General features: G+C 73.3%; 24 protein-coding genes. 13 read left to right on the forward strand and 11 right to left on the reverse strand.

Annotated elements, in window-relative coordinates; all coding sequences use genetic code 11:
* The first annotated feature begins 63 nt into the window (after positions 1-63).
* From ACZ3HQ_RS05095 to ACZ3HQ_RS05120, 6 genes are read left to right on the forward strand one after another with little or no spacing between them, the layout of a single operon-like run.
* A complete protein-coding gene (locus ACZ3HQ_RS05095) occupies positions 64-1155 on the forward strand; it encodes a glycosyltransferase family 4 protein (RefSeq protein ID WP_467508129.1) in 1092 nt (363 codons plus the stop codon).
* Positions 1152-3542, forward strand: coding sequence for a hypothetical protein (locus tag ACZ3HQ_RS05100; protein ID WP_467508131.1), 2391 nt, complete (start codon positions 1152-1154; stop codon positions 3540-3542). The genes ACZ3HQ_RS05095 and ACZ3HQ_RS05100 overlap by 4 nt, the downstream gene beginning before the upstream one ends.
* A complete protein-coding gene (locus tag ACZ3HQ_RS05105) occupies positions 3539-4684 on the forward strand; it encodes a glycosyltransferase family 4 protein (protein WP_467508132.1) in 1146 nt (381 codons plus the stop codon). Before ACZ3HQ_RS05100 ends, ACZ3HQ_RS05105 begins: the two co-directional genes overlap by 4 nt.
* Positions 4681-6084 (forward strand): lipopolysaccharide biosynthesis protein, encoded by a 1404-nt coding sequence (locus ACZ3HQ_RS05110; RefSeq protein WP_467508133.1) that lies wholly within the window; start codon positions 4681-4683, stop codon positions 6082-6084. Before ACZ3HQ_RS05105 ends, ACZ3HQ_RS05110 begins: the two co-directional genes overlap by 4 nt.
* Complete coding sequence (locus ACZ3HQ_RS05115) at positions 6081-7325, forward strand: polysaccharide pyruvyl transferase family protein (protein ID WP_467508134.1); 1245 nt, start codon at positions 6081-6083, stop codon at positions 7323-7325. Before ACZ3HQ_RS05110 ends, ACZ3HQ_RS05115 begins: the two co-directional genes overlap by 4 nt.
* On the forward strand, positions 7322-8461 hold the full coding sequence (locus tag ACZ3HQ_RS05120) for a glycosyltransferase family 4 protein (RefSeq protein ID WP_467508135.1): 1140 nt from the start codon (positions 7322-7324) through the stop codon (positions 8459-8461). The genes ACZ3HQ_RS05115 and ACZ3HQ_RS05120 overlap by 4 nt, the downstream gene beginning before the upstream one ends.
* Here ACZ3HQ_RS05120 and ACZ3HQ_RS05125 read toward each other — a convergent pair.
* The gene (locus ACZ3HQ_RS05125; RefSeq protein ID WP_467508136.1) at positions 8458-9747 is read right to left on the reverse strand and encodes a cellulase family glycosylhydrolase; all 1290 of its coding nucleotides are present in this window, start codon (positions 9745-9747) and stop codon (positions 8458-8460) included. The two genes, ACZ3HQ_RS05120 and ACZ3HQ_RS05125, sit on opposite strands and share 4 nt — an antisense overlap.
* Before the next feature lie 220 nt (positions 9748-9967).
* Here ACZ3HQ_RS05125 and ACZ3HQ_RS05130 point away from each other — a divergent pair, with 220 nt between their 5' ends.
* Positions 9968-10288 carry a hypothetical protein gene (locus ACZ3HQ_RS05130; RefSeq protein ID WP_467508137.1) on the forward strand — a complete coding sequence of 107 codons (321 nt, stop codon included), beginning with the start codon at positions 9968-9970 and terminating at the stop codon, positions 10286-10288.
* A gap of 23 nt (positions 10289-10311) precedes the next feature.
* The gene (locus ACZ3HQ_RS05135; protein ID WP_030811979.1) at positions 10312-10599 is read left to right on the forward strand and encodes a hypothetical protein; all 288 of its coding nucleotides are present in this window, start codon (positions 10312-10314) and stop codon (positions 10597-10599) included.
* A 23-nt stretch (positions 10600-10622) separates the two neighbouring features.
* Here ACZ3HQ_RS05135 and ACZ3HQ_RS05140 read toward each other — a convergent pair whose 3' ends face one another.
* Both ACZ3HQ_RS05140 and ACZ3HQ_RS05145 read right to left on the reverse strand, forming a co-directional pair.
* Positions 10623-11384 (reverse strand): IclR family transcriptional regulator, encoded by a 762-nt coding sequence (locus ACZ3HQ_RS05140; RefSeq protein WP_467508139.1) that lies wholly within the window; start codon positions 11382-11384, stop codon positions 10623-10625.
* 101 nt (positions 11385-11485) lie between these two features.
* The gene (locus tag ACZ3HQ_RS05145; protein WP_467508141.1) at positions 11486-12817 is read right to left on the reverse strand and encodes an MFS transporter; all 1332 of its coding nucleotides are present in this window, start codon (positions 12815-12817) and stop codon (positions 11486-11488) included.
* A gap of 74 nt (positions 12818-12891) precedes the next feature.
* On the opposite strand from ACZ3HQ_RS05145, the gene ACZ3HQ_RS05150 reads away from it, so the two are divergent.
* The gene (locus ACZ3HQ_RS05150) at positions 12892-13842 is read left to right on the forward strand and encodes a 2-hydroxyacid dehydrogenase (RefSeq protein WP_467508143.1); all 951 of its coding nucleotides are present in this window, start codon (positions 12892-12894) and stop codon (positions 13840-13842) included.
* Positions 13843-13921: 79 nt separating this feature from the next.
* Here the strand turns inward: ACZ3HQ_RS05150 and ACZ3HQ_RS05155 are convergent, their stop codons facing one another.
* Positions 13922-14746, reverse strand: a complete 825-nt coding sequence (locus ACZ3HQ_RS05155; protein WP_467508145.1) for a DUF1684 domain-containing protein — start codon at positions 14744-14746, stop codon at positions 13922-13924.
* A 46-nt stretch (positions 14747-14792) separates the two neighbouring features.
* The gene (locus ACZ3HQ_RS05160) at positions 14793-15716 is read right to left on the reverse strand and encodes an LLM class F420-dependent oxidoreductase (RefSeq protein ID WP_467508146.1); all 924 of its coding nucleotides are present in this window, start codon (positions 15714-15716) and stop codon (positions 14793-14795) included.
* Between the two features lie 128 nt (positions 15717-15844).
* On the opposite strand from ACZ3HQ_RS05160, the gene ACZ3HQ_RS05165 reads away from it, so the two are divergent.
* Positions 15845-16309, forward strand: coding sequence for a hypothetical protein (locus ACZ3HQ_RS05165; protein ID WP_467508147.1), 465 nt, complete (start codon positions 15845-15847; stop codon positions 16307-16309).
* A gap of 71 nt (positions 16310-16380) precedes the next feature.
* On the opposite strand, the gene ACZ3HQ_RS05170 is transcribed toward ACZ3HQ_RS05165, so the two are convergent.
* The 5 genes from ACZ3HQ_RS05170 to ACZ3HQ_RS05190 form a co-directional block, all read right to left on the reverse strand.
* Positions 16381-17448, reverse strand: coding sequence for an alcohol dehydrogenase catalytic domain-containing protein (locus tag ACZ3HQ_RS05170; RefSeq protein WP_467508148.1), 1068 nt, complete (start codon positions 17446-17448; stop codon positions 16381-16383).
* Between the two features lie 146 nt (positions 17449-17594).
* On the reverse strand, positions 17595-18452 hold the full coding sequence (locus ACZ3HQ_RS05175; protein ID WP_467508149.1) for a universal stress protein: 858 nt from the start codon (positions 18450-18452) through the stop codon (positions 17595-17597).
* A 17-nt stretch (positions 18453-18469) separates the two neighbouring features.
* A complete protein-coding gene (locus ACZ3HQ_RS05180) occupies positions 18470-19396 on the reverse strand; it encodes a universal stress protein (protein WP_467508151.1) in 927 nt (308 codons plus the stop codon).
* Between the two features lie 167 nt (positions 19397-19563).
* Entirely contained in the window at positions 19564-20091 is a 528-nt protein-coding gene (locus tag ACZ3HQ_RS05185; RefSeq protein WP_467509041.1) for an NUDIX hydrolase family protein, read from the reverse strand.
* A gap of 93 nt (positions 20092-20184) precedes the next feature.
* A complete protein-coding gene (locus ACZ3HQ_RS05190; RefSeq protein ID WP_467509042.1) occupies positions 20185-20997 on the reverse strand; it encodes an SAM-dependent methyltransferase in 813 nt (270 codons plus the stop codon).
* A gap of 199 nt (positions 20998-21196) precedes the next feature.
* Here ACZ3HQ_RS05190 and ACZ3HQ_RS05195 point away from each other — a divergent pair, with 199 nt between their 5' ends.
* Positions 21197-22057, forward strand: a complete 861-nt coding sequence (locus tag ACZ3HQ_RS05195) for a Cof-type HAD-IIB family hydrolase (protein ID WP_467508153.1) — start codon at positions 21197-21199, stop codon at positions 22055-22057.
* Here ACZ3HQ_RS05195 and ACZ3HQ_RS05200 read toward each other — a convergent pair.
* Positions 22054-22860 (reverse strand): alpha/beta hydrolase, encoded by an 807-nt coding sequence (locus ACZ3HQ_RS05200; RefSeq protein ID WP_467508154.1) that lies wholly within the window; start codon positions 22858-22860, stop codon positions 22054-22056. The two genes, ACZ3HQ_RS05195 and ACZ3HQ_RS05200, sit on opposite strands and share 4 nt — an antisense overlap.
* 186 nt (positions 22861-23046) lie before the next feature.
* Here ACZ3HQ_RS05200 and ACZ3HQ_RS05205 point away from each other — a divergent pair, with 186 nt between their 5' ends.
* A complete protein-coding gene (locus ACZ3HQ_RS05205) occupies positions 23047-24234 on the forward strand; it encodes a thiolase family protein (protein ID WP_467508155.1) in 1188 nt (395 codons plus the stop codon).
* 74 nt (positions 24235-24308) lie between these two features.
* The gene (locus tag ACZ3HQ_RS05210; RefSeq protein ID WP_467508157.1) at positions 24309-25820 is read left to right on the forward strand and encodes a long-chain-fatty-acid--CoA ligase; all 1512 of its coding nucleotides are present in this window, start codon (positions 24309-24311) and stop codon (positions 25818-25820) included.
* The last annotated feature ends 23 nt before the right edge of the window (positions 25821-25843 follow it).

Consider the following 25843-nt stretch of genomic DNA (forward strand, 5'->3'; position numbering starts at 1 on the left):
GCCATCAGCCCACGGACCACCCGCCCGCTCACCGGAGCCGCACCCAGCCCACGGGGAAGCCTCATGCGCACCATCGTCCAGATCACTCCCTACTACCCCCCACACCTGGGCGGGCTCGAACGCGTCGTCTCCCATCTGGCGCGTGAGCAGGCCAAGCGGCACGACGTACGCGTCCTCACCACCGGTCTCGGCTCGGCAGGCGCACCGCGTGCCGCGCGGGAGCACGGGGTCATGGTGCATCGGCACCGCGCGGTGGAGGTGGCTCACACCGCCATCGCCCCCGGCCTGCCCGCGCACCTGACCCGGCTGCCCAAGGACGCCGTCCTCCACCTGCACTGCGCGCACGCCCTGCTGCCGGAAACCGTCGCCCTCGCCGCCCGGCTGCGCGGCACCCGCTTCGTGCTCCACTTCCACCTCGACGTGGACGCCTCCGGACCACTGGGCGCCCTCCTGCCGTACTACAAGAAGCACGTCTTCGGCCGCGTCCTGCGCGCGGCCGCCGGTGTCATCGCGCTGACGGACGCGCAGGCTGCCTTCCTCACCGAGACCTACCGGGTGCCCGCCGAGCGCGTGCACGTGGTGCCCAACGGTGTGGCCGAGACCTACTTCATGCCGCCGCGCGTACCGGGGCCGGGGCCCTTGAACCTGCTGTACGTCGGCCGGCTCGACGCCCAGAAGAACGTGGCCCGGCTGATCGACGCACTGAGCCTCGTACGGCGGGACGTACGGCTCCGGATCGTCGGTGACGGGGAACTGCGCGGCCGGCTGGAGGCGCACGCGGACCGGCTCGGGCTGCGGAACACGGAGTTCAGCGGCGGGCTCCACGGGGAGGACCTCGTCAAGGCGTACGCCGGCGCGGACGCCTTCGTGCTGCCGTCGGACCGGGAGGGCATGCCCCTGGTCGTGCTGGAGGCGATGGCGGCCGGGCTGCCGGTCATCGCCACCGACGTGCCGGGCACCCGTGAACTGGTCGGCGGCACCGGCGTATTGGCCGCGCCCGAGCCGGCCGCCCTCGCCGAGGCCATCGACTCCGTCGCGGCCGACCTGCCGCTGAGGGCCCGGCTGTCCGTCGCCAGCACCGAGCGCGCACGCGTCCACTCCTGGGAGACCGTCGCCCGGCTGGTGGAGGACGTATACGCCGAGGCGGGTCTGTGACGACGAGGGAGACCCTGACGCTGCGCATCCCCGAGCCCGCTCCGCGCCCGTCGGCCGGCGAGGAGGGGCAGTCCAGGCCGGACCGCGGCATCCGGCGTCCGCTGTTCCATCGCCGGTTCGCCGTCCTGCTCAGCCTGGCGCCTGCTTGCGTCGTCGAACTGGTGCCCCACTCGCCCGCCGCGCTGCACACCCTGGCCGGGCTGTGGCTGCTGTTCGGCGCGCCGGTACTGCTCTGGCGTGACGTGGCCGGTCGCATCGTGACCACCGGCACCGCCGCGCTGCTGACCGCGGTGGGGTTCACGGTGATGACGGACATGGCCGTCGCGCTGGCCGTGAACACCGCCCTGCCGCCGCTCGGCGTCGAACGCCCGCTGACCCGGCTCATCCTGACGATCGCCACCGCCGCGGCCCTGATCGTGCTCGGAGTGCTCGCCCCCGAACCGAAACGGGCCGAACGCCCGCCAGGACAAGGGATCTTCACCACGCGCGGGGTGAAACCGGTGCTCCTCCTCGGCGGGGCCGCCCTCGTCCTCTCCGTGGCCGGACCCATCCGGCTCAACAACGGCCTGGGCGGTGCCGTCAGCACGGTGGCCATCGTTGTCGTCGCCGCGCTGTTCACGCTGCTCCTGCTGCGCAGGGGCCGCTACCCCGTGCCCGCCCTGGAAGTCGGCCTCTACTGCGCGTCGGCCGCGCTGCTGCTGCTCACCTCGCTGCGTGGGCAGTACATCACGGGCCACGACATCCAGAAGGAGTTTCTGTACTTCCGGCTCACTCTCGGTGGCGAGTATTGGGACATCGGCGCCTACACGGACCCGTACAACGCCTGTCTGAGCATCACCATGCTGCCGGTGAGCGTCTTCCAGCTCACCGCGCTGCCGGAGACCGCGATCTTCAAGGTCGTGCTGCCGCTGCTGTTCGCGTTCACTCCGGTGCTGGTGCACCGGGCGGTACGCAACGTCGCTCCCCGCGTGGTCGCGCTGATGTCGGCGGTGTACTTCGTCGTCTTCCCGACGTTCTTCACCGACATGCCGTACCTCGGCCGCCAGGAGATCGCCTTCCTGCTGCTGGGATGCGCGATGGTCGTGCTCACCGACTCACGCGGCCCACTGCGCTCGCGCCGCGTCGTCTTCGTGGTGCTGCTGGGCGGCATCGTGCTGTCGCACTACTCGACCACCTATGTCGTGGTCGGCACGCTCGCCGTCTCCTTCCTCATCGACAAGGCATGGCGGCTGGCCTCCCGGCGGGGCCGGAACCGCTCACGGCGCAGGCGGCGCGAGGACCGGATGCGCTCCTTCCTCACCTGGTGGGTCGTGGCCGTCCCCGCGGTGCTCGCCCTGCTGTGGGCGGGACCGCTCACCCACACCGGCGGCCAGGCCCAGCGCACCCTGCACGCCGTGGCGTCGGCGGTGCTCGGCGGCAAGTCGGAGGCCGGTTCGTCCGACACCGCCTACAGCATCTTCGGCGGCGGCAAGGTGCCCGCCACCGAGCGCATGAAGGAGTACCAGGCCGATCTGCTGAAACAGACGGCCGCGGAGCGGGCAAGCGGGGACCACCTGCCGCAGAAGGAGATCGAGGCGGTCACCACGCCCGTCGTCCCGGTACCGGCCATGAAGCTCACCGCCGCCGGACGGGTACTCGACGGCGCCGGCATCAGTGTGCCCGGCCTCAACGGCGGACTTCGTCAGGCGGCCGCGCTGTTCTTCCAGGTGATGGCGATGGCCGGGTTCGTGGTGGCGGTGTGGGCACGCCGGTCCGCCTTCCGCCCCGTGCGGGACCAGGTCACCATCGCGGTCGGCGCCTGGTGCATGGTCGCCCTCTTCACGCTGGTGCCGCAGCTCTCCGTCGACTACAGCCTGCTGCGCGCCTTCCAGCAGGGGCTGTTCTTCTTCGCGCCGTTCCTCGCCACCGCCACGCTGTGGGCGCTGCGCTGGGCCGGACGCCGCACCGTGCCGCTCGCCTGCGCCCTGCTGGCCGGGCTGCTCCTCGACCTGTCCGGGGTGGTGCCGAAGGCACTCGGCGGCTATCCGGCGCAGCTCCAGCTCTCCAACACCGGCCAGTACTACGCCATCTACTACCCCCACGCCGGGGAGCGCCGGGCCGCGCTGTGGCTGGACGCGCGGCTGACCGAGGAGGGCACCGGGGTGACGCAGACCGACCGGTTCACCTACAGCAGGCTCCAGGCCCTTCTCACGCATCCGACCCTCGCCGACGTCCACCCGGCCGCGCTGCGCACCGATTCGTACGTGCTGCTCGGCACCACGCCCACGCGCACGGGCGAGGTCACCGTGTTCTACGGCGGTGACCTGATCACGTACCGGTACCCGATGGCCGTCCTGGACTCCCGGGACCTGATCTACAGCAACGGGGGAGCGGTGATCTACCGATGAGCGCACGACCACTGAAGGTCCTGCTGGTCAGCCACTACTACCCGCCACACGTCGGCGGCATCGAGAACGTCGTCCACCGCGAGGCCAGGGGTTTGACCGCGCAGGGCGCCGACGTCACCGTCCTCACCAGCGCCGACCGCTCCTCCACCACGGTCGAGGAGGGGGTACGCGTGGTGCGCGTGGCCGCCTGGAACGGTGCGGAACGCCGGGCCGGGGTGCCCTTCCCGCTGTTCTCGCCCGCCCTGGTCACGACCGCACTGCACCTGGCGCGCCGGGCGGACGTCGTACACATCCACGACTGCCTCTACCTCAGTTCGTGGGCGGCCGGCCTCGCCGCCCGGCTCACCCGCACCCCGTACGTCCTGACCCAGCACGTGGCCCTCGTCGACCACCCCTCCGGCCTGGTGCGGTCCGTCCAGCGCGCGGTGTACGGGGGGCCGGGGCGGGTACTGCTGCGGGGCGCCCGCGCGGTGTTCACCCTCAACGCCTCGGTCGCCCGCTTCGTACGCCGGCACGGCGCGCGGGAGCACCGCGCCCACCACCTGGCCAACGGCGTGGACACGGCGCACTTCCGGCCCCCGGCCTCCGCCGCCGAACAGGCCCTGGCCCGCGAGCGGTTCGGCCTGCCCGCCGACCGCGTCCTCGTCCTGTTCGTGGGCCGTCTCGTCCCCAAGAAGGGATACGACCTGCTCCTCGCCGCGCACACCCCCGACGCGGGGTACGACCTCGTCCTCTGCGGCGACGGCGACACCAGGGCCGTCACCGGCCGGCAGAGCGTCCATCACCTGGGCGCCCAGTCCCCGGAGGCCGTAGCCGACGCCTACCGCGCCTGCGATGTGTTCGCGCTGCCCTCCACCGCCGAGGGCTTCCCCCTCACCGTCCAGGAGGCGATGGCCTCCGGGCTGCCGGTCGTCACCACCGACGACCCCGGCTACGCCCCCTACCTCCTGGACCGCGACCGGGTGTCCCTGCTTCCACGCGATCACACCGAACTCGGTCGCACGCTGGCCGAGTTGGCGGTCGACGCGGAGCGCCGGACCCTCATGGGCGAGTACTCCCGCACGTACGCGGAGAAGGCGTTCGCCTGGGACGACCACGTCCGGACGCTCCTGGCGCACTATCGGGGCGGTGCACGCCGATGAGCGAGGCCACCGACGCCACGACGGCACCGGAGCGCGGCCGTCACCGCCGCTCGGGCGACCGTATCTACCGCAACTCCTTCTTCCTGCTCGTCTCCACCGTCGTCACAGCGGGCCTGGGCTTCGTGTTCTGGGTGGTCGTCGCCCGCTTCTACACCGCCGCCCAGGTCGGCCTCGCCACCTCGCTGATCTCCGCGACCTCCCTGCTGGCCACGTTCAGCCTGCTCGGCCTGAACAACACCCTGATCCGCTTCCCGGCCGAGCGGGAGGCGCGCAACGCGCAGATCACCCGAGCCCTGCTCATGGTCGCCGTCGTCGGCTGCGCGGCGGGCGGGCTCTACCTGCTGGGGCTGCCCTGGTACGGAGCCAAACTGCAGTTCGTCCGGGACGACTGGGTCTCCGCCGCGGCCTTCGCCGTCTTCTGCGGCTTCGCGGCCACGAGCATGCTGGTGCGGTCGGTGTTCAACGCCGCCCGCATCCCCGAGTACAACGTCCTGATCGACGGGCTGACCCAGGGCGCGGCCAAGGTCGCCGTGCCGGCGGTCCTCACCGGGCTCGGCGTCTTCGGCATCGTCGCCTCCGCCGGTGTGGGCTATGTGGTGACGGCGGTCGTCGCGCTGGTGGTGATCAGGCGCCGCCTCGGCTTCCGGGCCGACCTGCGCACCCGGGGCACCCGGCTGCGGGAGAAGTTCCGCTTCTCGGCGGCCAGTCACGCCTCCAACTTGATCAACCTGGCTCCGGTGCTGGCCATGCCGCTGATCGTGCTGCACCATCTGGGCGCCGCCGAGGCGGGCTACTACTTCGTGGCCTTCCAGATGGCGGCCATGCTGAACGCCGTCTCGACCGCCGTGGGCGAGGCGGTCTTCTCCGAGGTGTCGCACGAAGAGTCCCGGTTCCGGGAGCTGATCCTCCGTTCGGCCCGGATCATCGCCGCCGTACAGGTGCCCGCCGCCGTCCTGGTGGTCGTCGGCGGGGGGCTGCTGCTGCGGGTGTTCGGCGCGGAGTACGCCACGCACGCCCGGACCCTGCTGACCGTCCTGGCGATCGCCGCCCTGCCCGTCGCCCTCAACACCTGGGCCTGCTTCGCGCTGAAGCTGGCCCAGCGGATGCGCAGCCTGATCGTCGCCAACACCCTCATGGCCGTCCTGTCCATCGGCCTGAGCGCGGCCGTCGCCGACCGGGGACTTGTCTGGGTCGGCTGCTCCTGGGCCGTGGGCAACACCGTCGCCGGCGTCTTCGCCACGGCCGGCCTGGCACGCGGCCGGACGAAGACAGCCCCGCTCCCGGTGGTCGCCGAGGGCGTGGAGCCCCCGCACCTGTCCGAGGACCCGCACCTCGCGGTCCCCGCCCGCTCGACCGGCCCCGCCTGGGCCCATCCCAGCCCCGAGAGGCTCGCCCCGTGAACATCGTGGTGATCAACGCGTACGTCCGCGAGAACGCGGGCGACGCCGCGCTGCTCTCCGTGTGCCTGCGGCACGTCCAAGACGCTTTCCCCGGCGCCGATGTGGTGATCGCGGGCATGGAAGACACCTCCGTGCACCCGGAGTTCGAGGGAACACCCAACATCGGCTCCATCCGCCGGTACGCCGCCGACGGCACGGTCACACTGCCGCGCCGCCTCCTGCGCAAGGCACTGACGGGTCTCGTCGGCACCGCCGCCGTGGCACTCCCCGGCCCGCTCGCCCGCGCGGCCCTACGGATGCTGCCCGCCGGGGCCCGGCGCGAGGCCGACGCCGTCTCCAGCGCCGACCTGGTCGTCTCCATGGGCGGCGGCTATGTCCTGGCCCGACCCGGCCTCGACGGCTATCAGAACGTCTTCTTCGTCCTGCTCCCGGCGCTGCTGGCCCAGCGGGCGGACGTACCGGTGGTCTGGGCGCCGCAGTCCTTCGGCCCGTTCCCGGCCGCCGCCCAGCGCCGTCTGGTCGGCCGGGTCATGCGCCGTTCGGCCGCGGTGCTCGCCCGTGAGGACGTCAGCGTGGGCGAGCTGCTGGCGTGCGGGATCCCCGCCGACCGGGTCGAACGGGCGGTGGACGCGGGCTTCGCCTTCCAGCCGGAGCGGCGGACCGACTGGCGGGCCCGGCTGGGTGTCGGCCCGGACGAGCGGCTGGTCGGCATCACCGCCCGCCGCTGGCTGGCCCCCGCCGCCCAGGAACGCTACGAACGCGAACTCGCCCGCACCATCGACGCCGTCCAGGCCACAGGTGCCCGCGCGCTCCTGATCCCCCAGGTCAGCACCGACTACCTGGGCGACGACGACCGAGTCTGCGAGCGGAGGATCGCCGGGTACTGCGCCGGTGACCCGCTGATGGTCGACGAGGTCGTGGACCACCGCGACCTCAAGGGCCTCTACGACGAGTGCGCCCTGCTGCTCGGCACCCGCTTCCACTCGGTGATCTTCTCGCTCACCAGCGGTGTCCCGTGCGTGGCCATCGAGTACGAGCACAAGACACGCGGCATCATGGCCGACCTGGGTCTCGGCGAGTGGGTGCTGCCCATCGCCGACGTCACCCACGACCGGTTGTGGGCGCTGACGGAACCGCTCCTGAAGGACTCCGCGCCCTACCTCGACATCCTGGCCGCCCGTCTGCCCGGTTACGTCGCCCGTGCCCAGTCGTTCCCCGCCCGGCTCCGGGAGGCGGTGTGACCCGCCGCCGTACCGTCGCCGTCGTCATGCCCTACTACCCGCCGAAGATCGGGGGAGTGGAGCAGTACACCGCGCGCCTGGCGGCCGCCGTCGCCGCCGACGCCGGGATGCGGGCCGTGGTGATCACCACGCGTCTCGACGGCGGACTGCGCACCCGCGTCAGCACTGAGGACGGCGTGCTGGTCGTCCGGCTGGGCGCCTGGCTGAAGCTGTCCAACACCCCGCTCAGCCCGCTGTGGCCGCTCCAACTGCGGCGGTGGTTCGCGCGGACCGGCACCGACGTGGTCAACGCCCACGCCCCGGTTCCGGGACTCGGTGACCTGGCGATCGCCGTGGCCGGCCGTCGGCCCACCGTGCTGACCTATCACGCGGGCTCCATGCACAAGGGCGAACGGGATAGCGGCCTCGCGGACCGGCTGATCGGCCTGTACGAGCGCGCCCTCCTGCCCCGGGTCTTCGCCCGTGCCCGCCGCCTGGTCGCGGTGTCCCCTGTCTCCCTGGCCGAGGGACAGCCGCACGCCCTGCGCATCACCCCCGGCGTCGACACCGACCGCTTCACACCGGGCGTCCCGGCCTCCCGGCGCCCTGGAACCGTCGCCTATGTGGGGCGCATGGACCGCTCCTCGGCGTGGAAGGGCGTCGACGTGCTCGTCCGTGCCTTCGCCCGGCTCGCGGCCGACGTGCCCGAGGCACGGCTGCGGCTGGTCGGCGACGGGGACGCGCTGCCCGGCCTGCGTGCGCTCGCGGCCGAACTCGGTGTCGCCGAGCGGCTGGAGACGCCGGGGGCGCTGAGCGGGGCCGCCTTGGCGGACGCGGTGCGCACGGCGGCCGTACTCGTGCTGCCCTCGCTCACGGAGGCGGAGTCCTTCGGGATGGCCCTGGTGGAGGGCATGGCGTGCGCGACACCGGTCGTCGGCTCGGCCGTGGGCGGTATCCCGCATGTGGTCGACGACGGCGAGACCGGACTGCTGGTCCCGCCCGGAGACCCCGGAGCCCTGGCGGTGGCCTGCGCCGAACTGCTCACGGACGGCGAGCTGGCCGACCGGCTGGGAGCGGCGGGCCGACGCACCGCCGAGGAGCGCTACGCCTGGCCGCACCTGACGGACCGGTACCTGGAACTCTTCCGGACCCTCTAGTTCCCCTGGTCGTGCTTGGCACGATAGGCACGGACAGCCCTCTCGAAAGCGTCGAAGGCGGGCTTGCGCCGACCGTCGTAGTACGTCAGCCCGTAGTGCTGCGACTTGCGGCTGGCCGGAGTCTCGGGGCCCCCGTCCCGGTACGAGAACCAGAACACGGCCCTCACCGAGGGGGTCGCCGCCGCAGCGGTCACCGTGTCCGTGGCGATCTCGGCCTGGAGCCGAGGCGTCACGTGACCGGTGTTCCGCGCCGTCTGACTGTCCGCCGCGCTGCCTTGGGACCAGGTGGGCGCACCGGTCTCGGTGAGCCAGATCGGCATGTGGGGTTCGCCGTACCGCGCCAGGATGTCGACGAGGCTGTCCTTGGTGCGGTCGATGTCCTCGAAGCGGGTACCGGTCGCGGTCTTCGCGCTGGGCAGCAGGGGATAGGTGTAGGGGTGGTACGAGACGGCGTCGACCTGCTTCAGCGCGCCGAGACGGCCCAGCTCGGCGAGGAACGTCTTGTGGGACACGTACTGCTTGGAGGGGATGGTGTCCACGGCGGCGAGACCGCCCAGCAGCAGGTACGCGTCGGAGTCGGCGGAGCGGACGGCGGAAGCGGTCGCGCGCAGGAGCGCGGTGTAGCGGGTTGCGTCCGGACCGGTCTGCCAGAAGGGCTTGATGTTGGGCTCGTTCCAGATCTCCCAGGTGTGCACGCCCTTGGGCGCGTACCGTTCGGCGGCCTGACGGGCGAACTCGGCGAACCGGTCGCTGTCCGCGGGCGGGCATGCCTGGCCGGCACTCGCGCAGCCGGGATCGGCAGCCCAGCGCGGGGTGTAGGAGAGGGTGGGCAGCACCTCGAGCCCATGAGCGCGGGCCGCGCTCACGACCGGGTCGAAGCGTTCCCACAGGTACTGGTCCGGGGAGTCGGGTTGGATGTTCCGCCACGACAGGTCCACCCGCAGCCAGTGCACGCCCAGTTCCCCGGCGTCCGCCATGGCACGGGCTCGCTCGTCGTCCGTCATCCAGGTCAGTGAGTCACCGAAGGAGAGCCCGAAGCCCAACTCCCGTCCCGCGGTACGCGCCGACGCCGAGGGCGCGTCGGACTCGGGCGTCCGCGCACCGACACCGGACTCGGGCCTGCGTGTCGAGGGCTCCGAACCGGTCAGGGCAACCGCGATGGTCGCGGACCCGGCGAGCACGGCGACGGCCACAAGAGCACCGAGAAGCCGTCGTCTGATTCCCGCCCGCTCCGGGGCGCCGGAACTCAGGAGCGCGGACGTGGGTGGGATGGGCTGGTGAGGCACGCGCGCAGCTTAAACCGAGGCGGGGGTGGCGGGATGAGGTCGTGCTGCGCATCTGCGTGTCAATAGTGACTGTCGAGTACGCATATGCGGTCAGGGGAGCCCGAGCATCTGGTATATGCATAGACGCGGCCCATCCCGCGCACTCTGTTGCGCGCATGTCAATCCGCGCTACGGTCTACCCGCGTCACCCCACACCTCCCCCACGAGGAGTCGATGCGCCGTGCCCCTGATCGGACGAGCCCTCGCTCTCGCCGCACCCGTGCTGGCCACCGCCGCGCTGCTTCAGATCCCCGCCCCGGCCCAGGCGGCCGTCGTCCCGGATCACGCGATCATCATCTGTCAGAGCGCCAGCTTCTACGCCAACTACAACAGTTCCTCCGGCCCCACCGGCCTGGTCCGGACGCTGTACTACGGCGACAAGGTCGGCCATACCCGAGGCGCGCACCCCGTGTACAACGGCTGGGCCGCCACCTTCGACTTCGGCCCCAACGACTGGGGCTATGTGCGCGACGAATGCATCGGCGGCTACGGCTCATGGTGAGCCGGGATCTGGGAGGCAAGGGCATGTCCGCACCCCGTACCGTCCGCTTCGCGGCGCTCGCGGCCGCCGTCGGCGCCGTTCTGATGCTGGGTTCCGGCCCGGCGCAGGCCGCCAACGGCACCGTCGGCACCCGCGAGACCGTCTGCGCGCAGGACCTCTTCGTGCGGACCGAGCCGCTGGGCGCCTGGATGGGCACGCTCTACAAGGGGCAGACGTTCCTGGTGGAGAGCAAGCAGTCCGGCTGGGCGTACGGCTTCGCCTACGGCGACATCAACCGCCGGGGCTGGGTGCAGGACGGCTGGTTCTGCTAGAGCCGTCGTATCCGTGACCGCCCTCAGGGCGACATCCGCGCCGCCACCTCCTCCGCGCACTCTCGCAACGCGGGCGCGTGTGCGCGGAGTTGGTCGGCGTCCGTCAGGATGACGGTCGCGGCGACGGACAGCGCGAGCGGCGGTGAGCCCTCCGGGGTGTCGGGCAGCGCCACCGCGATCGAGCGGACGCCGATCTCGTTCTCCTCGTCGACCTCCGCCCAGCCCCGCTCCCGTACGAGGGCCAACTCCGCGCGCAGCAGGGCGGGATCGGTGATCGTGCGCGGGGTCACCGCCGGGAGCGGGCCGGCGAGCAGGCGTTCGCGGTCCGCCTCCGGCAGCCAGGCGGCCAGCGCCTTGCCGAGCGAGGTGGCGTGCCAGGGGTTGCGCGTGCCCTCGGCGTTGCGCAGTTGGAGATGCTGGGTGCCCTGCACGGAGAGGACGAGCAGCACCTCGCTGTCGTTCAGGATGCCCGCGATGACCGGCAGTCCGGTGCGCGCGCCGAGTCTGCGCATCGGCGCGGCCGCCGCCGAGTAGCCCGCGGGGGAGCGCTGGAAGCCGCGGGACAGCTCCAGTACGCGCGAGCCCAGCGCGTACCGCCGGGCCTCCTCGTCGTAGGTGGCGAACCGTTCCTCGACCAGGCGGCCCAGGATGCGGTGGGCGCTGCTCACGGGCAGCTTGGCGGCGCGGGCGGCGGCGCTGACGCCGAGGCCGGCGGGGTGCTCGGCCAGCACGGTGAGCAGCCGCAGCCCCCGGCCCAGCATGTCGTCGCCGGATGGTGTGGTCACCGTGCGCGCCTCTCGTCGTTCACTGCCGCCGTCGTGGCCGGGGTGGGGATGGGGTGCGGCGGCCGTCCGTGCGCTTGCCGGGGCGGCCGCCGCTTCGACGGTCACCGTACCGGGACCGGGCCGGCGCTCCTCGCGGGTTCGGGTGCCGCGAGGGTCAGCGCGGCGGCGATCAGGGTGCACGCCGCCATCAGGCCGAAGGCGCCCGCGTCGCCCAGTCCGGTGCCGCGCATCCAGCCGACCAGGTAGGTCCCGGCGAACGAGCCCAGCGCGCCGAAGGAGTTGACCAGCGCGACGGCCGCGCCCGCGATCCCGGGCGGGGCGAGGGTGGTGACGAGCGCGAAGTACGGGCCGTACGGGGCGTACAGGCAGACGCCGGCCACCACGAGCAGGGTGAGGGCGAGCGGGAAGTCGCCGCCGGCCGCGTACGAGCCGAGCAGGGCGAGACCGCCGCAGGCCAGCCAGGGCCAGACGGCCACCCGGCGACGGCCGCTGCGGTCGGACAGGCGGGAGTTGACCAGCATCGCCACGGCCGCGCAGGCGTACGGGATCGCGGTGAGCAGGCCGGTGGCGCCGATGCCCTCGCCGGAGCCCTTCTTGATGATGGCCGGGAGCCAGAAGACGAAGCCGTACATGCCGAAGGACCAGAAGAAGTACTGCGCGGCCATGGTGAGCACGGCGGGGGAGCGCAGCACCCGGCCGTACCGCTCGCGCAGGGTGCCGGTCACCGGCGGTGCCGCCGCCTTCTCCGCCGCCAAGTCCGCGCGCAGCGAGGCGAGTTCGGGCTCGGGAAGGTTACGGGCCTGCTCCGGGCGGTCCTTGATGAGCCAGAGGCAGCACACGCCCCACAGCACCGACGGCACGCCCTCGGCGATGAACATCACCCGCCAGTCGGAGACCGACACCAGCCAGCCGGAGACCGCCGACAGCCACATCACCGTGACCGGGTTGCCCAGGATGAGGAAGGTGTTGGCCCGGCCGCGCTCGCCGCGCGTGAACCAGCGGCCGAGCAGCATCACCATCGACGGCAGCACCGCGCCCTCCACCACACCGAGCGCGAAACGCGCCGCTATGAGCTGGGCCGGGCTGCTGAGCATGCCCTGGAGTACGGCGAGCAGTCCCCAGGCCACCGTGGACCAGGCCACCAGGCGGCGGGCGCTGCGCTGTTCGGCGTAGATCGTGCCGGGGATCTGGAAGAAGAAGTAGCCGAGGAAGAACGAGGCGGCGATCAGGGAGTCCGCCCCCGCCGACAGTCTCAGGTCCTCAGCCATGCCGCCCGCGGAGGCGATCGCGTAGTTGGACTTGTCGAGGTAGGCGAGCGAGTAGGTGACGAACGCGACCGGCATCAGATACCGGGCGCGGGAGGACCGCCAGAAGCCTGTCTGCGTGGGTGCCGCCGCCGCTGCGGTGTCGGTGGCGGGTGACGTCGCTGTCATCCCAGACCCCCTGTTTTCCGTGTGGTGGAAAGTGTTTCACTGGACGGAAAGCACGGTACGAGACGGAGGGTCCGATGACCAGAGATCTGCACCACACCGCCACCGGCGTCCTGCTGCCCTGGCCGGACCTGGACCGCCACCACGGCCCCTGGCCCGAAGGTGTGGATGTCCACATGTGGGACGGCACCACCCCCGGCACCGAACCCGCCGACGACGTGCTCGCGAGCGTCGGCCTGTGGGTGATGCCCTACGCCGTGCCGGACGCCGTCGACCTGCTGCCGAAGCTGCCGAACCTGCGCGCGGTGCAGTCACTCAGCGCCGGGGTCGAGAAGCTGCTCCCGCTCATGCCCGCCGGGGTCGCCCTGCACAACGGGCGCGGTCTGCACGACGCCTCCACCGCCGAGCACGCCCTCGGGCTGATCCTCGCCGCCCAGCGGGACCTTCCCCAGTGGGTCGCCGACCAGGGCGCCGGACGCTGGGAACCGCACTTCACCCGCTCCCTCGCCGACGCCCGCGTCACCATCGTCGGCTACGGCTCCATCGGCGCGGCGCTGGAACGGCGGCTGCTCGCCTGCGAGGCGGACGTGGTCCGGGTGGCCCGGCGCGCCCGGCCCGAGGAGGGCGTCCACGCGGTGGCCGACCTGCCCGCGCTGCTGCCGGGGACGGACATCGTGGTGCTCGTGCTGCCCGAGAACCCGCACACCGTCGGCATGTTCGGCGCCGAGGAGCTGGCCGCGCTGCCCGACGGCGCGCTGGTCGTCAACGTCGGGCGCGGCCGCACGCTGGACACCGGCGCCCTGCTCGCCGAGACCCGGTCGGGCAGGCTGCGGGCGGCCCTGGACGTCACCGACCCCGAACCGCTGCCCGCCGGCCACGCCCTGCGGCACGCCCCCGGCGTCCTCCTCACCCCGCATGTCGCGGGTGGCTCGGCCGCGTTCCGGCCGCGCGCGGAACGCCTGATCGTCGAGCAGGTACGCCGGTTCGCCGCCGGGGAGCCGCTGCACCACCTCTTCCCGCGCGACTGAGGCTCTTTCCGCGCGACTGAGGTCACGCGACTGAGGTCACGCGACTGGGGTCAAGGGCCCTTGCCGGAAGGGCCCTTGATCAGATCCCGCCCCGCTCGCGCGGGATCTTCAGCCCCGCCTCGATCGCCACCGGCAGCCGGTTCTCCGCCGGGGGCAGCGGGCAGGTGGCGAGGTCGGTGTAGGCGCAGGGCAGGTTCGCCGCCCGGTTGAAGTCCAGCACCACCGTGCCGTCGGCGGCGGGCGGCGCCAGGGAGAGGACCCGGTTCGCGGCGTACGTGGTGCGGCCGGAGGTCTCGTCGGTGAACAGCACCATCAGCCCGCCGGGGCCCTGGCCGGGGAACGCCGTCAGGGCCAGCGGGCGGCCGTCCAGCTCGAACGTGATCCGGCCCGGCGCGTCGTACACATGCCGCAGGTCCTCCACGGCCGCGCCCACGGTGGTCGGGCGGGGCTCGGGGAAGGGCTCGTAGCGGCCCGTCACCACCCAGCGCGGGTCCGGCGCGTAGGACGGCGTGCCGGCGAAGGCGGTGCGCAGCGGTGCGTCCGGGTGCCGGGGGCGGACGATGTCGTGGCCGCCGCGCTTGGCCACCTCGATCACCGCGTCCCCCCATACCGCCTCGACGCCGCCGCGCTCGGGGAGCACGCCGAAGCGGTGCTCGCCGCGCACCGGTTCCCCGGCCACGGTGAGTTCCTCGCCCTCGTCCAGGGTGACGGTGACGCCCTCGGGGCCGGTGCGCCAGGTGCCGGGGGCGTCGGGGAAGCGCTGCGGGTGCTCGTCCAGCCAGTTCAGGCTGGTCACCGCGAGGAAGCCGTGCGGGTCGGCGAGGTTCTCCTCGTGCGCCCGGCACCAGTCCAGCCAGGACTCGGTGAAGGCGTGGAGGTCCGTCGCGGGGGCGTGGGCGGTCATCGGTGCTCCTTCGTCGTCTGCCTCAAAGCGTCTGTCTCAAGTGGATTCAGGCCGCCAGCTCGCCGAGCAGGGCGTACGTGCGCAGCCGGGACGCGTCGCCGGCGATCTCGGTGCCCGTCAGGACCACCTCCGTGGCGCCCGCGTCCCGGTAGCGGCGCACCTCGGCCGCGACCGTCTTCTCGTCGCCGATCACCGCCAGGTCGGCGGCCCGGCGGGCGCCCGAGAGCTCCAGGACCCTGGCGTAGGACGGGATCTGCTCGTAGAACGCGAGCTGTTCGGTGGCGGTCTCCCGCACGGCGTCCGCCTCGTCGGTGACCACGCCGGGGACCAGGGCCACGATCCGGGGCGCGGGCCGCCCGGCCGCCTCGGCGGCCGCGTTGACCGCCGGGACGATGTCCCGCTCCAGCGCCCGGGGCCCGGCGAGGTACGGCAGGATGCCGTCGGCCAGCTCGCCGCTGACCTGCAGCGCCTGCGGGCCCATCGCGGCGACCAGTACGGGTACGCCGTCCTCGGCGCCCGGCACGCGGGCCGGGACCGGGGTGGCGGCGGTGAGCAGTTCGCCGTGGAAGTCGGCCTCGCCGTGCTCGGTGAGCTGTCGCAGCGAGGTGAGGAACTCGCGCAGCCGGGCGATGGGACGCTGGAAGGGCAGGCCGAAGCCGCCCTCGGTCAGCAGCCTGGTGCCGAGCGCCAGGCCGAGGTGGTAGCGGCCGTGGGTGGCCGCCTGGGCGGTCTGCGCCTGGCTGGAGACGACCAGGGGGTGGCGGCCGAAGACCGGGATCGCGGAGGTGCCCACCTGGAGTCCGGGTACCTCGCGGCCGACGAGCGCGGCGAGCTGGGGCGAGTCCGCGCCGAAGGTCTGCCCGAACCAGACGGACCGTACTCCCGCCGCGGCGGCCTCGCGGGCCTGGATGACGGAGGCGTCGACCTGGTTCGCGGCGCCGGGCGTGTTGAGCGCTACTCCAACAGTCATGACAGGAAGAACGGCCGCCGTCCGGGGCCGCATTCCGGTCCTTGTGTGACAGGTTCTTTGCGGGTCTGTGGAGGCCCGTCACCCGTACGGCACGGTTCGCGGACGGGGTTCAGGGAACCCGGGGGCGCATGATTCACAGCATCCTGCGTGGCGGCGCGGCAGGCGCCGCCGGGACCACCGCCCTCAACGCCGCCACCTACGGTGACATGGCCCTGCGGGGCAGGTCCGCCAGCAACGTGCCCGCAGAGGCCGCCGACAAGCTCGCCGGGGACGTGGGTCTCCATGTCGGCGGGACCGGGGAGCAGCGGGAGAACCGGCTGTCCGCCCTCGGCGCGCTCAGCGGCATCGGCGTCGGCGTCGCCACCGGCGTGGTCGTCTCCCTGGCGCACCGCGCCGGTGCCCGGGTGCCGTGGTGGCTGGGGAGCCTGGCGACCGGCGTCCTCGCCATGGCGGCCACGGACGCGTCCATGACCCGGCTGGGCGTCACCGACCCCCGGACGTGGTCGCCGACGGACTGGGTGTCGGACCTGTTGCCCCACCTGGTCTTCGGCGCCGTCACCTACGGGGTGGTCGCCGGCGACGGCCGTCCCTGACCCCTTGTCGCAGCCGTGCCCGGTCGTTCGTACACGTGCGGAACGGCCGGGCACGACTGGGCGGCGCGCGCTCACGGCATCGGGATGGCCACCTCGTGCCGGTCCGCGCCCAGCACCACCTTCAGCGCGCCGGTCTCGGCGGCGTGGGCGAACACCTCGTACGCCTCCTCCATGTGGTTCAGCGGGAAGGTGTGCGTGACCAGCTCCGCGGTCGGCAGCCGGCCGGCTGCCGCCATCCGCAGCAGGGTCGGGGTGGAGTAGGTGTCCACCAGGCCCGTCGTGATGGTGACGTCCCTGATCCACAGGTTCTCCAGGTGCAGCATCGCCGGGGAACCGTGCACGCCGACGTTGGCCACGTGCCCGCAGGGCCGCACCACCTGCGTGCACAGCTCGAAGCTCTCCGGCACGCCGACCGCCTCCACGGCTACGTCCGCGCCTAGCCCGCCCGTGAGGTCGTCCACCAGGGTCCGGGGGTCCTCCCCGGCGAAGGCGACGACATCGGCGCCGAGCCGCCGGGCCGCCTGCAGCCGGGCCCGGGCCAGGTCCACCACGACGATCCGTTCCGGGGCGTACAGCCGGGCCGCGACCACGGCCGCGAGACCGATCGGCCCGGCGCCGACGATCACCACCGTGTCGCCCGCCCTGACCTGGCCGTTGAGCACACCCACCTCGTACGCGGTCGGGAAGATGTCCGCCAGCAGCACCGCGACCTCGCTCGGCACGGCGGCCGGCAGCGGATGCACGGAGAGGTCGGCGAACGGGACCCGCACATACTCGGCCTGGGTGCCGTCCACGAGATGGCCGAGTATCCAGCCGCCACCGCCCAGGCACTGGCCGTACCGGCCCTCCCGGCAGAAGCGGCAGCGGCCGCACGACGCGATGCAGGACACCAGCACCCGGTCGCCCGGCCGGACCGTGCGCACGTCGCTGCCCACGTCGACGATCTCGCCGACCGCCTCGTGGCCCAGTACCGTGCCGGGCGGCACCCCGGGCACGTCGCCCTTGAGGATGTGCAGGTCGGTCCCGCAGATGGACACCATGCCGACCTTCACGATCGCGTCGGTCGGCTCCCTGATGCCGGGGTCCGGGACGTCCTCCCAGGACGCCTGGCCCGGACCGTGAAAGACGAAGCCCTTCATGACGCTCCTCACCTCGTCGGCCGGCCGGCCGCTGACCCCGCGTCTGCCCGTCACGCCCAGGAACCGGCCCCTGCTTCCAGCTTCGCCGCCCCGGCCCTCACGCGCACGCGCCTGCTGCGCGCCGCCGGCGGCCGGCTGAGCCGTGCCTACGCCGGTTCCGGGACCACCGCGACCGGACAGGGCGCGCGGTGGAGCACGCCGTGGGCGACCCGGCCGAGCTGGAGGCCGAAGCCGCCGTGCCGGGGATGGCCGCCGACCACGAGGAGGGTGGCGCCCCGCGCGGCCTCGACCAGGGCGTCCCGGGTGTGGCCCTCCGGGGTGCGGACGACCGTAGCCACCTCCTCCGGCACGTCCCGCAGCGCGTCGGCCACCACCTCCCGCGCGGCCTCCTCCGGATCACCCTCGCCCGCGTCGTGGCCGGTGAAGGGGCCCGAGGGCCGCCGCCAGGCGCGTACCGCCTCCAGCGGGAGCCCGCGCAGCCGGGCCTCCTCGGCCGCGAACCGGACGGCGGCCGTGTCCCGCGGCTTGTCGCCCACCGCCACCACGATCCGCGGCGAGCCGCCGGGCTCCTCGTCCTCCGGGCCGTCGCGCAGCACGAACACCGGGCAGTGCGCGTGTCCGGCGACCGTCAGGCTCACCGAGCCGAGCAGCGCCTCGGTGAACCCACTGCGGCCCCGGCTGCCCAGCACCACCGCGCGGGCCGTACCGCTCTCCCTGACCAGCGCGTTCTCCGGCTCGCCGGCCAGCACATCGGTGGTGACCTGCACATCGGGGCGGCGCGACCGGGCTCGCGCCTCGGCGGTACCGACCACGTCCCGCGCCATGACCTCCTCGACGGGCCGGTTCAGCTCCTGGGCGATCAGCTCGCCCTCGTAGCGCTCCCAGAGCGAGGCGTACACCAGGCGCAGCGGCGCCCCGCGCAGGGCCGCCTCCTCGGCGCCCCAGTCCACGGCCCGCAGGCTGGGCGCGGAACCGTCCACACCGACCACGATCGGCTCGTCCATCGGGTTCTCCACTTCGGTCAGGCGTGCGGGACGACGGCGACGGGGGCGGGGGAGTGGTGCAGCACGGCGTGCGCGACATGCCCGAGGTGGGCGCCGAGCCGGCCCGCGCGCACCCGGCGGCCCACCACGACCAGGCAGGCGTCGCGGGAGGCGTCCACCAGCACCGACCCCGCGCTGCCCTCGACGGCGGCCTCCGCCACGTCGACGTCGGGGAACGACTCCCGCCAGGGCTCCACCGCCCGGCCGAGCATGAACGCGTTGCGCGGTTCGAGCGCCTCCTCGGCGACCGGGGTGGCCTCCGCCTCGTAGGCGTAGCCGGGGCTGTTGTACGCGGGCGGGGGCTGCGGCGCCCAGGCATACACCACCCGCAGCGGGGCGCCGCGCAGCGCGGCCGTGCCGAAGGCGAACTCCAGCAGGGCCGCGTCGGGGGCGGTGATGTCCAGGCCCAGCACCACCGGCCGGAACGGCGTCGCCGCCGACGGGATGCCCGTGGGGTCGGCCCGGTGCTCGTCGGCGGCCTGCTCACCGGCCCTGACCAGTACCACCGGGCAGTCGGCGCGGCCGGTGACGGCCATGCCGACGGAGCCCACGACGAACCCGTGCAGCGCGCCCAGGCCGCGCGAGCCCAGCGCCAGCAACTCGGAGGTCCCGGCGGTCTCGCACAGCACGTCCACCGGATCGCCGGTGCGCCGCTCGGTGATCACCTCAAGGCCGGGGTGACGCAGCCGGAGCCCCTCGGCGCTCTCGTCCGGGGCCCGCTCGGTCCAGTCCTGCTCGGCCTCGGCACCCAGCAGCGGGGCCTGTGCCAGCGGGTCCGGCAGCGGCTCCCACACCTGGACGAGCCGCAGCGGCAGCCCGCGCAGCACCGCCTCGCGCGCCGCCCACTCGACGGCGGCCCGGCTCTCGGCGGAGCCGTCCAGTCCCGCGGTCACGGTTCGGGTCATCGCCCGCACCTCCCTGGCTCTTCCGGCGTGGCTTCCGAGGGCTGTTCGGAGACCCCACCCACCAGCCTGACCGCAACCGGCCCTCCGGGCCACGGCGCCCGGTCCCTCCGGGGGACCGGGCGCCACTTCCGGCCCCGGCCGGACCGGCGCCGGAAAGGAGGTGAGCGCTAGAAGACGATGCCCACGTGGGCCAGCGCCTGCTTCAGCAGGGCGCCGTGGCCGCCCGGCATCTCGCCGTGCAGGGCGGCCGAGGCGGCCTCCTGCGGGGTGAACCAGACCAGGTCCAGCGCGTCCTGCCGGGGCCGGCAGTCACCGGTCACCGGCACGATGTAGGCCAGCGACACCGCGTGCTGACGCGGGTCGTGGTACGGGGTGACACCGGCCGTCGGGAAGTACTCCGCGACCGTGAACGGCTGCGTGGAGGCGGGGACCCGGGGCAGCGCGACCGGGCCGAGGTCCTTCTCCAGGTGCCGCAGCAGCGCGTCGCGCACCCGCTCGTGGTGCAGGACGCGGCCGGAGACCAGATTGCGGCTGACGGTGCCGTCCGGGCCGATCCGCAACAGCAGCCCGATGCTGGTGACTTCACCGCTGTCGTCCACCCGCACGGGCACGGCCTCGACGTACAGGATCGGCATCCGGGCCCTGGCCATCTCCAGCTCGTCCGTGGTCAGCCAGCCGGGCGTGGTCTCGGTCATGTCAGACATTGCTTGATCATACTTTCCGGGTGGGGACCCGCCGCGGGCGCGGGCGGGCTCGGACAGGGGCTCTCTCCGTGTGACCCGCGGCGCTCACGGTTTCACGGCGACGGCCCCGAACTGCGGTACGGGAGCCGCGTCCGCCGCCTCCGGACGCCACTGCGAGCAGGGCACGAGGCCCGGCTCGACCGGCTCCAGACCTTCGAGGAAGGACGCGATCCCGGCGCGGCTGCGGCCGGTGATCGGCGGGGTGGCGTGGGCGTTCCAGAACTCCATGGCGGTCACGTTCCCCGCGCCGCCCACTTCAGCGTCGAAGGTCGGGTGGGTGAGCACCAGCACACTGCCGGACGGGACGGCGGCCATGATCCGGCGCACGATCTCCCGCGCCTCGGTGCCGTCCAGGACGAAGTTGAGGATGCCGAGCATCAGCACCCCGACCGGCCGGCCCAGGTCCAGCGTCTTCGCGGCGCGCTCCATGACGCCGTCGGGATCGCGGACATCGGCGTCGACGTAGTCCGTGACGCCCTCCGGGGAGCCGGCGAGCAGCGAGCGGGCGTGCGCCAGCACGACCGGGTCGTTGTCGACGTAGACGACCCGGGACCCGGGGTCCACGCGCCGGGCGACCTCATGGGTGTTGTCCGCCGTCGGCAGCCCGGTGCCCAGGTCGAGGAACTGCCGGATGCCGCGCTCGGCCGCCAGGTACCGCACGGCGCGCACCAGGAAGTCCCGGTCCGCGCGGGCCACCTCCCGGATCACCGGGAACATCCCGGCGACCTGCTCACCGACGCGCCGGTCGACCTCGTAGTGGGCCTCGCCGCCGGCCCAGAAGTTCCAGACCCGCGCGTTGTGCGCCACGGAGGTGTCCGGTCGCGCCGCCCCGGCCGTGGCGGAGCCCTCGTCGCTCAACGTGCCGTCCTCCCGCCGCCCCTTGATCACGCCGTCCCGTCATTGTGCCGTCCGGCGATCCCGGTGTCCCGAAAATCGCGCACGGTACGCGAACGGGCACCGAACGGGCATCCCCGGGCCGGCCTCTTCGACCCGGGGAAAGCCCGCCCGGGCCATGAGGAACACTGGGGGAGTCCCGCGAACCGACCGGAAGCAGCACATGTCAGCGACGCCCGCGCCCCTCCTCGACGTCCCCGGCGAGCCCTCGGGGCCCGCCGACATCCGCCTGGTGGTGACCGACATGGACGGCACCCTGCTGGACGACGACAAGCGGCCGCCCGTCACCCTGCGGCCCCTGCTCGCCGAACTCCGGCGCCGGGGCGTGCTGTTCAGCCCGGCGAGCGGGCGCCAGTACGCCACCCTGGCCGAGGAGTTCGCCGACGTGGCCGAGGGCATGGTGTTCATCGCGGAGAACGGCACCTACGTCGTCCGCGACGGCGTCGAACTCAGCTCCGACCCGCTGGACCACCAGGCCGCCGCCGAGATCGCCCGCACGGTACGGGGGCTGGCCGCGCGGGGCGTGGACGCGGGCGCGGTGGTCTGCGGCAAGCGGGCCGCGTACGTGGAGCGGACCGACGAGGCGTTCCTCGCGGAGGTGCGCAAGTACTACGTCTCGCACCGCGTGGTCGAGGACGTGACCGCGGTGGACGACGAGATCATCAAGGTCGCGGTGTACGACTTCGGCTCCGCCGAGCGGGGCGCCGCCCCCGCCCTCGCGCCCTTCGCCGAAACCCACCAGGTCGTGGTGTCCGGCGAGCACTGGGTCGACGTGATGAACCGCACCGCCAACAAGGGCGCCGCCCTGCGCGGCCTCCAGCGCGAGCTGGGCATCACCCCGGCCCAGACCATGGTCTTCGGCGACTACCTCAACGACCTGGAGATGCTGGACGCGGCCGACTGGTCCTTCGCCATGGCCAACGCCCACCCGGACGTCATCAGCCGCGCCCGCCACCTGGCCCCGTCCAACAACGACCACGGGGTGATCCGGACGGTCGCGCGGATACTGGGCATAACCCTCTAGCCGAGCACCGAGTCCAGGAAGCCCGTCAGCTCCGCGAAGACCTTCGCGCGGTCGGTCTCGTGGAAGACCTCGTGGCGGGCACCGGGGAAGACGCGCTCGACGGCGCGGCCGGCGCCGAGGCGCTCCACGCCGATGCGGCTGCCCTCGACCGGGACCAGCCGGTCGTCGTCGCCGTGCAGCCACAGCAGGGGCAGCTCACCGATGCCGCCGCCCGCCGCCACGGCCGCGAGCCCCCGCTCGAAGGCCATGAGAGTCGGCCGTTTCATGGGGCCGTGCCACACCAGCGGGTCGGCGGCGTAGGACGCGCCCACCGCCGGGTCGCGGGAGAGCGCGGCCGGGCTGACCGGCACGTCCGGGATCTCGTCCAGCGCGAGCAGCCGCCCCGGCAGTGCCCATGTGCCGATCACCGGCCCCGACAGCACCAGCGCGCTCAGCTCGGACCCGTACCGCTGGGCGTACCGCGCCGCGATCAGACCGCCCATGGAGTGGCCCACCATGACCAGCGGCAGACCTGTGTGTTCGGCGCGGGCCAGGTCGGCCGCCGCGTGGAGGTCGGTCACCACGTCCTCGAAGTCCTCGATCAGCGCCCGCTCCCCGGCCGACCTGCCGTGCCCGAGGTGGTCGGGCGCGTACACCGCCGCGCCGTGCCCGGTGAGCACCCCGGCGACCTCGTCGTACCGGCCCGCGTGCTCGCCGTACCCGTGCACCAGCAGGGCGAGGTAGCGGGGCCCGGGGTGCGGCCAGGCGCGGACGTGCAGCGCGCCGTGGACGCCCTGGCGGGTGTGGGCGCGTACGTCGGTCATGGCGGGCTCCTCCGGGGTCGCGCGGGTCACTCCGGGGGGATCTTCCCAGGGGGCCGGTGTGCGGTCTATAGTCCGGTAGAGCCCAAAACTAGCAGTGCTAATTAAGTCGCTGCCGGTCAAGCCGTCCCGCCCCGGCGGGGCGTAGGTTCATGCTGATCCACAACGTCGTCGGTCAGGAGTCCCGAGTTGCGTCCCGTCCACTTCGCGGCCGCCCGCCGCACGCCCATCGGCAAGCTGCGCGGCGCCCTGTCCTCCGTGCGGCCCGACGACCTCGCGGCGGCCGTCGTCCGCGACCTGGTGAGCGGCGTGCCCGCCCTCGACCCGGCCCGGATCGACGACGTGTACTGGGGCGCCGCCAACCAGGCGGGCGAGGACAACCGCAACATCGCCCGCATGGCCGTCCTGCTCGCCGGGCTCCCCGACTCCGTGCCCGGTGCCACCGTCAACCGGCTCTGCGCCTCCGGCCTGGAAGCCGTCACCGCCGCCGCCCGCACCATCGCGGCCGGTGAGGCGGACCTCGTGATCGCGGGCGGCTCGGAGTCCATGAGCCGCGCCCCCTTCGTGCTGCCCCGCCCCGACGAGGCGCTCCCGCACCGCATGGAGACCTACGACACCCGCCTCGGCTGGCGCCTCACCAACCCGGCGATGAAGGACCTGCACGGCGTCCTGGCCATGGGCGAGACCGCCGAGGAGGTCGCCCGGCGGTACGGCATCTCCCGTGAGCGGCAGGACGAGTTCGCCCTGCGCAGCCACCAACTCGCCGCCACCGCACGGAAGAACGGCCACTTCGACGCCGAACTCCTGCCCGTGGAGCGCCCGGACGGCATCACCGTCGACCGTGACGAATGCGTACGCGAGGACACCTCCCTGGAGAAACTCGCCCGCCTGAAGCCGGTGTTCCGGGGCGACGGCACGGTCACCGCGGGCAACGCCTCGCCCATGAACGACGGCGCCGCCGGACTCCTCCTGGTCAGCGAGGAGATGCTGGAGGAACTGGGTCTCGAATCCCTCGGCCGGTACGTCGCCGGCGCCTCGGCGGGCGTCCACCCCGACGTGATGGGCATCGGCCCGGTCCCCGCCACCCGCAAGGCGCTCGCCCGCGTCGGCTGGAGCGTCGAGGACCTTCAAGAGGCCGAGTTCAACGAGGCGTTCGCCGCCCAGGCCCTCGCCTCCGTCGACCAACTGGGCATCGACCCCGGCCTGGTGAACCCCACCGGCGGCGCCATCGCGCTGGGCCACCCCCTCGGCTGCTCCGGCGCCCGCATCCTCACCACCCTGCTGCACCGCATGCGCCGCACCGGTGCCGGACGCGGCCTCGCCACCATGTGCGTCGGCGTCGGGCAGGGCAGCGCGGTCCTGGTGGAGCGCCCCTGAACCACCCCGACGGACCTTCCCCGCACGAAGGTTCCGCAAGCCGAGTCGCACCGCAGGAAACGGAGCCGCACCTCATGGCAACCCTGTCCGTCGCCGCCATCCTGGCCGAGAACGCCCGCCGCCGCCCCGACCGGACGGCCCTGGTCGAGGGCGACCTGCGCCTCACCTTCGCCGAAGCCTGGCGGCGCTCCCTCGCCCAGGCCGGCGCGCTGGCCGCGCTCGGCGTACGGCCGGGCGACCGGGTCGCCCTGATGGCCCCCAACACCGCCGAGTTCCCGCTCGCCTACTACGCGGCCATGGCGGTCGGCGGTGTCGTCGTCCCGGTCCACCTGCTGCTCTCGGCGGCCGAGGTCGAGCACGTCCTCAAGGACAGCGGCGCCACCCTGCTGCTCGTCCACCCCGCCCAGGAGGCCACCGCCCGCGCGGCCGCCGAGCCCCTCGGCATCCGCGTGGTCGTCCTCGGCGAGGAGCTGGAGAAGCTCGCCGTCGACGCCGAGCCGCCGCACTCGTACGTCACGCGGTCCGCCGACGACCCGGCCGTCGTCTTCTACACCAGCGGCACCACCGGCGTCCCGAAGGGCGCCGTGCTCAGCCACTTCAACATCGTGATGAACGCGACCGTCAACGCCTTCGACGCCAACGACATCCGACCCGACGACATCGTCCTCGGCGCGCTCCCGCTCTTCCACGCCTTCGGGCAGACGGTGTCGCTCAACTCCACCTGGCGGGCGGGCGCGACGCTCGTCCTGATGCCCCGCTTCGACGCCGCCCGCGCGATCGAGATCATGGTCTCCGAGCGCGTCAACACCTTCCACGGCGTCCCCACCATGTTCGTCTCGCTCGCCGCCGTCGCGGCCGACGCCGCCGCCCTGCCCGACCTGCGGTTGTGCATCTCCGGCGGCGCCTCGCTGCCGGTGGCCGTGCTGGAACGCTTCGAGTCGGCGTTCGGCGCGCAGATCTACGAGGGGTACGGCCTCTCGGAGACCTCCCCGGCCGCCACCGTCAACCAGCCCGTCTTCGGCACCCGCGCCGGCACCATCGGCCACCCGCTCTGGGGCGTGGACGCCGAGATCGCCCGGGCGGACGTCGAGGACCGGATCGAACTCCTCGCGCCCGGCGAGCTGGGCGAGGTCGTCATCCGGGGCCACAACGTCTTCTCCGGCTACCTCGGCCGCCCGGAGGCCACCGCCGAGGCGCTGGTCGACGGCTGGTTCCGCACCGGCGACCTCGGCACCAAGGACGAGGACGGGTTCCTGCGGATCGTCGACCGCAAGAAGGACGTCATCATCCGCGGCGGCTACAACGTCTACCCCCGCGAGGTCGAGGAGGTCCTCGCCCGGCACCCGGAGATCGCCCAGGTCGCCGTGATCGGCCTCCCCGACGAGCTGCACGGCGAGGAGGTCTGCGCGGTCGTCGTGCCCGCGCCGGGCGTCACCCCCGACGCCGCCGCCGTCACCGAGTGGTCCAAGGAGCACCTCGGCAAGCACAAGTACCCCCGCCGCGTGGAGTTCACGGACGCACTCCCGCTCGGCCCCAGCATGAAGGTGCTCAAGCGGGAACTGCGCACCCGGTACGCCGCCCGCTGAGCCCCCGGCACCCGGCCGGACGT

The organism is Streptomyces sp. NPDC018263, assembly GCF_055562575.1.